Consider the following 5,141-nt stretch of genomic DNA (forward strand, 5'->3'; position numbering starts at 1 on the left):
CCGGGGGGGGGGGGGCGGTGGGGCGCGGGGGGGGGGGGGGGGCCCCCCCCGGGGGGGGGGGGGGGGGCGCCCCCGCCCCCCACCGCCGCGGGGTCGTCGGCCCGCGCCGCGGCGCGGGCCGACCCGGTGAACAGGATCAGGTCCTGCCCCTGGGCCGCGGCCTCCTCCTCCACCCCGACCAGGATCGGGTAGTAGGAGTGCGCCACGTCGGTGGGGAAGGTGGTGCTGAAGGTGTACAGCCCCAGCATCGCGTTGCTGGCCGAGGCCAGCCGCGTGGCCACGGGGTCGGGGACGTAGCCCAGCTCCTCAGCGGCCCGCAGCACCCGCTGGCGGGTCTCGCGGGCCAGGGCCATCCCTGCGGGGGTTCCCCGCAGGATCAGCGAGACCGTGGCCTGGGAGACCCCCGCCATCCGCGCGATGTCGGACTGGCGTGGGCGGCGCCGCGTACCCGCCCTCCTGACTTCCGTCACCTGTTTCTCCTCTTGGCCGCCGTGTTAATGCGCATTAGTTGATGACTGTGAGCCGCGGCACGCTATGTGTCAAGAGGGGGAGCAGGAGATTTCCAGCGAGGGCCAGAAGGTTTCTTTAATACGTATTAGAACCTTGACTGACGCATCGCCCCTGGTGAAGACTTCGGGCCTCGGAGCACCCCCCGACCCGCTCCGGAAGGGAATCGTCATGTCCGACGCGCACCCCCGCCGCACCCGGCCCTCCCCCGACCGCCGCACGGTCCTGCGGGGCGCCGGAGCGGCCACCGCCGGAGCCCTGCTGGCTCCGGGCCTGCTCTCCCCGGCGCCGGCGGCCGCCGCACGGGCCCCGGGCGTCCTGCCGACCTACACCTTCCTGCGCGAGGCGCTGGACACCGCGTCGCTCGCCTACAACCCCACGGGCGAGCTGATCTTCCCGTGCCTGCGCGGAACGGCGGGCCGCCTGCCCGACCCACCCGGACGCTTCCTGCTCTACTACGCCCCGCACGACGCCCCCGGCGGCGTCTGCCTGGCCTACGCCGACAGCCCCGACGGACCCTTCACCGAGTACCCGGGCAACCCGGTCGTGGCCAACGTGTGGGATCCCCACTACCGGGTCAGCCACGTCTCCTCGCCCCACGTGATGTGGAACGCCGAGCACCGCGAGATGTGGCTGTACTTCCACGGGGAGAACACCACCACCCGGCTGGCCCGCTCGCGGGACGGGATCCACTTCGCCTACGAGGGCACAGTGCTGACCACGGCGATGGTCCCGGGCACCACGGAGGCCTCCTACGCGAGGGTCTTCGAACACCCGCTGCCCGACCGGGGATCGCGCTACGTCATGGTGTTCATGCGCAACAGCACCGGCAACCACCGCTCCATCGGCTGGGGATGGTCGGCCGACGGCATCACCTTCGACTTCGACCCCGAACCGCTCGTCAGCCACGCCGAGGTGGGGGTGTCCGACCTGTCGGGTCCGCACCTGGTCGAGCGCGGGGGCAGTACCTACGTCGCCTACCACACCAGCCGGGGCGACATCCGCCTCACCGAGGTGGGCCGCGACTTCGGCCTGCGCGAACACCTGGGCACGGTGCACGCCCCCATGGCCGGGCCCCCGGACTCCGGGCGCAGCGCGGCGCCCTCCTTCGGCTCCGACGGAGGCGTGCAGTACATGTTCTACGAGGCGGGCAGCAGGCTCGGGGCGACCATCGCCATCGCCCGCGCCGGCTGAGGCGGACGTCCGGGGCCCGCCGCGAACGGGGGCGGGGGGACGCGCCCCCGCCCCGACAGGTGTCAGGAGACCTTGCGGGCCACACCGCCGTACTCGGCCACCGGGCGGACCTCGCCCACCTCGGTGGGCCTCGGACGCCACAGCGCGCAGGAGACCACGCCCGGCTCCAGCAGTTCCAGCCCGTCGAAGAGAGCGGTGATCTGCTGTGCCGTGCGGATGGTGAGCTTGGGGGTGCCGCGCTCGTTCCAGGCCGCGACCACCTGGTGGGCCCGCTCGCGGTCGAGGTCGTCGGTGGGGTGGGAGAGCACCAGGAAACTGCCCGGGGCCAGGGCGCCCAGGAGCCGGTCCAGGATCGAGCGGGCCTCGGTGTCGTCGGCGACGAAGTTGACCACGCCCAGCAGCATCAGCGCCACCGGCCGGGACAGGTCCAAGGTCCGCGCCGCCGCCTCCAGGATGGTGTCCGGATCTCTCAGGTCGGCGTCGACGTAGTCGGTGGCGCCCTGCTCCGTGCCGACGAGCAGCGCGCGGGCGTGGGCGAGCACCAGCGGGTCGTTGTCCACGTAGACCACCCGGGCCTCGGGCGCGATCGTCTGGGCTACCTCGTGGGTGTTGTTGTGGGTGGGCAGCCCGGTGCCGATGTCCAGGAACTGCCGGACGCCCTCCTCGTGTGCCAGGTGGGTGACCGCGCGGGCGAGGAAGCCCCGGTCGGCGACCGCGTTGTCCACGATCTCGGGGAAGAACGAACGGATCTGCTCGCCCATCTCCCGGTCCGCCGGATAGTTGTCCTTGCCGCCCAGCCAGTAGTTCCAGATACGGGCGTTGTGCGGAACGGAGGCGTCGATCTGGGGAGTGGAACCCTCGGAGTTCTCAGGGGGCACGGTCCTGCTTTCTGCGCTCGCTGTGCCGACAAAAGGTGCGTACTTGGACAAGTAAACGGTTCCGAGGGCCTACCGGGCAAGTGCCGAAGCGCATGTGCCGAGGAACGCCCCGCGGAAAAGCACTCGTGGATCCCGGGCCGCGCCGGATAGGTTGCCGTGCGACCGTCCCCGGCGCCCGTGCCGGAGCCCAGCACCCAGGAGAACAGGAGCAGCCGGTGAAGCACTCGACTCCCGAGTTCGCCCGGGTCGCGAAGGAGGGAACCGTCCTGCGGTGCCAGGTCGGCTCCGGAGTCCACGGCATCACCGTCTCCCGCCAGGAGGACCGTGACGAGATGGGCATCTGCGTGGAACCGCCCGAGTACGTCATCGGCCTGCGCTCCTTCGAGCAGTACGTCCACCGCACCCAGCCCGACCACACCCGGTCCGGCCCCGGCGACCTGGACCTGACCGTTTACTCACTGCGCAAGTGGATGCGGCTGGCCCTGGACGGCAACCCCACCGTCCTGCTGCCCCTGTTCGTGCCCGAGAGCGAGATCGTCACCGTCACCTCCGCCGGCCGCGACCTGCGTGCCAACGCCGACCGGATGCTCTCCCGCAAGGCGGGCAGACGCTTCCTGGGCTACATGCGCGCACAGCGCGACCGTATGGAGGGCCTGCGCGGCGGCAAGCACACCAACCGGCCCGAACTCGTCGGCAGGTACGGCTTCGACACCAAGTTCGCCTACCACATGATCCGGATGGGCATCCAGGGCGTGGAACTGCTGGAGACCGGCCGCCTGACCCTGCCCGTGCCCGAGCCCGACCGCACCTGGCTGCGCGGACTGCGGCGCGGCGAGCACGGCCGCGCCGAGGCCCTGGCGCGTGCGGGCGGGCTGGAGGAGCGGCTGACCGGCCTGTGCGAGACCTCCGACCTGCCCGAGGAACCCGACAGCGCCTGGGCCGACCGCTGGCTGGTACGGACCTACCAGGGCGTTTGGGCCGAACGCTGAACACGACACCGCCGAATCGGGACCGGGCCCAGCGGCACCGGTCCCGGTGGAGCCCTCCGGCCGCCGGGACCGGCCAGCAGAACCGTGTCGACGACCACGCTGGTCAGAGCGGACACCCGGCGCGGTGGCGGCACACGGCCGGGATAGGGTGATCCTCCGAAGAAGTACGCGCCGCTCCCGATGCCCGGACACCCGGCGCGGCGTGCGCCACGTGTCACGCGCGGCGCACGGGAACAACGAACACTAAGGAAACACCATGGTCGGAACCGTCGCCTTCGTGCTCATGATCGTGGGTCTGACGATGATGCTCGCCACCGGGATTCTCGCCGCGGTCATCAAGCCTCCCCACCACTAGACCGTTGACGGGATGACGGGTGCGGTCGCGCGGACGCACCCGTCAGACGGCCCTCACCCGGGAGCGTCCACCGCTCCCGGTCCGGGGCGGCGCGTCCGGCACGGAAAGACACTTCCGGTCTCCTTCCCCGGACCGCTAGCGTGACCCCCCGAACGGCGTGTAGCTCGACCGCAGAGCGCCCGGCCCGGGACCGGGAGGGTGCGGGGCAGGACCCGCCACGCTGGCATGGACACCTCCACTCCCCAGCAGGCCGGCCCCGGCTACGCCGTCGGTCAGATGGCCAAGGCGCTCACGACCGCACTCACCCATGAGGATCCCCGGATCCGCGAGGCCGCGCACAGGCGCACCGACTCCTGGGGGCGAGTCGTCACCGGCGTGCGGAGGGCACCCTCTCCGCCGGCTCCCGCGCTCCGGTCGGGGACCCGCCCACCTGGGTGACCCCCGAGGTCGCCCACGGCGGCTTCGCCACCGGGCTCCCCTGGACGACCTCGTCGAACTCGGCGTGGTCCCCTCCGCCGAGGTGATGGCCGGGATCGTGCCCGCCCTGACGGCGGCGGCCGAGGCCGCCTCCACCGACGACCCCGCGCTCGTCCGGCTGGTCGGCGCGGCCGCAATGGATCCTCCAGACCGCACCGCGGGCCCCGCTGCTGCCCGGGCACGGCCGGGGGTGAACCCGTCCGGCGCGCTCCGGGACGGCGCGCGGCCGGTCCGGGGCGTCCGTCCACGCTGCCCCGAACCGGTCCCGCGCACGGATCCGTGCGCCTCCACCTTACGGATCCGGACAGAAGCAGGGTGAACGGTCGGGGAAGTTCCGTCGCCGTGTGGTCCGTCGTCCGGCGCGGCCCAAGCACGAGATCCACCGGTTCACCATGGTGGCGCCGGGGAGGGTTTCGTGCGCCACACCGGTAACGCCTCCGAACGGCCTGGGAGTGTTCTCTGGGAGGCTTCCGGGTCAGTGAGCGGCCGTCCAGGCGGTCCCTCGCGAGACGGTGCGCGAAGTCCAGCCTGGTCGTGCTTCACGAGCGCGGAGGCGTAGCGAGAGGCAGCCTGGTGGACGCGGGCCCGGAACGATGCGAAGAACACGACCTAGGTGTACTGACCTGAGAGGTTAGGTACGCGCATGGCGGGAGGGCCGCTGATCGCGGTGTGGAACCGGTGGTGATTGTAGTGATGCAGCCATCCGGTGAAGGCCTCCCGCCGTTGGGACTCGGACGCATA

At 71.9% G+C, this 5,141-nt stretch carries 4 protein-coding genes and 1 pseudogene; 2 read left to right on the top strand and 3 right to left on the bottom strand.

The genetic code is table 11. The features are described from left to right. On the bottom strand, nucleotides 1-470 hold a 470-nt coding region (locus FYX01_RS04055; RefSeq protein WP_223830300.1), incomplete at its 3' end, for a LacI family DNA-binding transcriptional regulator. A gap of 208 nt (nucleotides 471-678) precedes the next feature. Here FYX01_RS04055 and FYX01_RS04060 point away from each other — a divergent pair. Then, nucleotides 679-1,701, top strand: a complete 1,023-nt coding sequence (locus FYX01_RS04060; RefSeq protein WP_150237673.1) for a glycoside hydrolase family protein — start codon at nucleotides 679-681, stop codon at nucleotides 1,699-1,701. Nucleotides 1,702-1,763: 62 nt separating this feature from the next. On the opposite strand, the gene FYX01_RS04065 is transcribed toward FYX01_RS04060, so the two are convergent. Further along, nucleotides 1,764-2,579, bottom strand: a complete 816-nt coding sequence (locus FYX01_RS04065; protein WP_150237674.1) for an SAM-dependent methyltransferase — start codon at nucleotides 2,577-2,579, stop codon at nucleotides 1,764-1,766. A gap of 215 nt (nucleotides 2,580-2,794) precedes the next feature. On the opposite strand from FYX01_RS04065, the gene FYX01_RS04070 reads away from it, so the two are divergent. After that, a complete protein-coding gene (locus FYX01_RS04070) occupies nucleotides 2,795-3,568 on the top strand; it encodes a nucleotidyltransferase domain-containing protein (protein WP_150237676.1) in 774 nt (257 codons plus the stop codon). A gap of 1,441 nt (nucleotides 3,569-5,009) precedes the next feature. On the opposite strand, the pseudogene FYX01_RS04075 reads toward FYX01_RS04070, so the two are convergent. Beyond that, nucleotides 5,010-5,141 (bottom strand): annotated as a pseudogene (locus FYX01_RS04075) (IS481 family transposase); the annotation flags it as partial.

The sequence above is a fragment of the Nocardiopsis quinghaiensis genome (assembly GCF_008638365.1).
GTDB classification, from domain to species: Bacteria; Actinomycetota; Actinomycetes; order Streptosporangiales; family Streptosporangiaceae; genus Nocardiopsis; species Nocardiopsis quinghaiensis.

Bases quoted from the DNA above. Each gene is read 5' to 3' on its own strand.
- FYX01_RS04060 (WP_150237673.1), top strand. From the start codon at position 679: ATGTCCGACGCGCACCCCCGCCGCACCCGGCCCTCCCCCGACCGCCGC.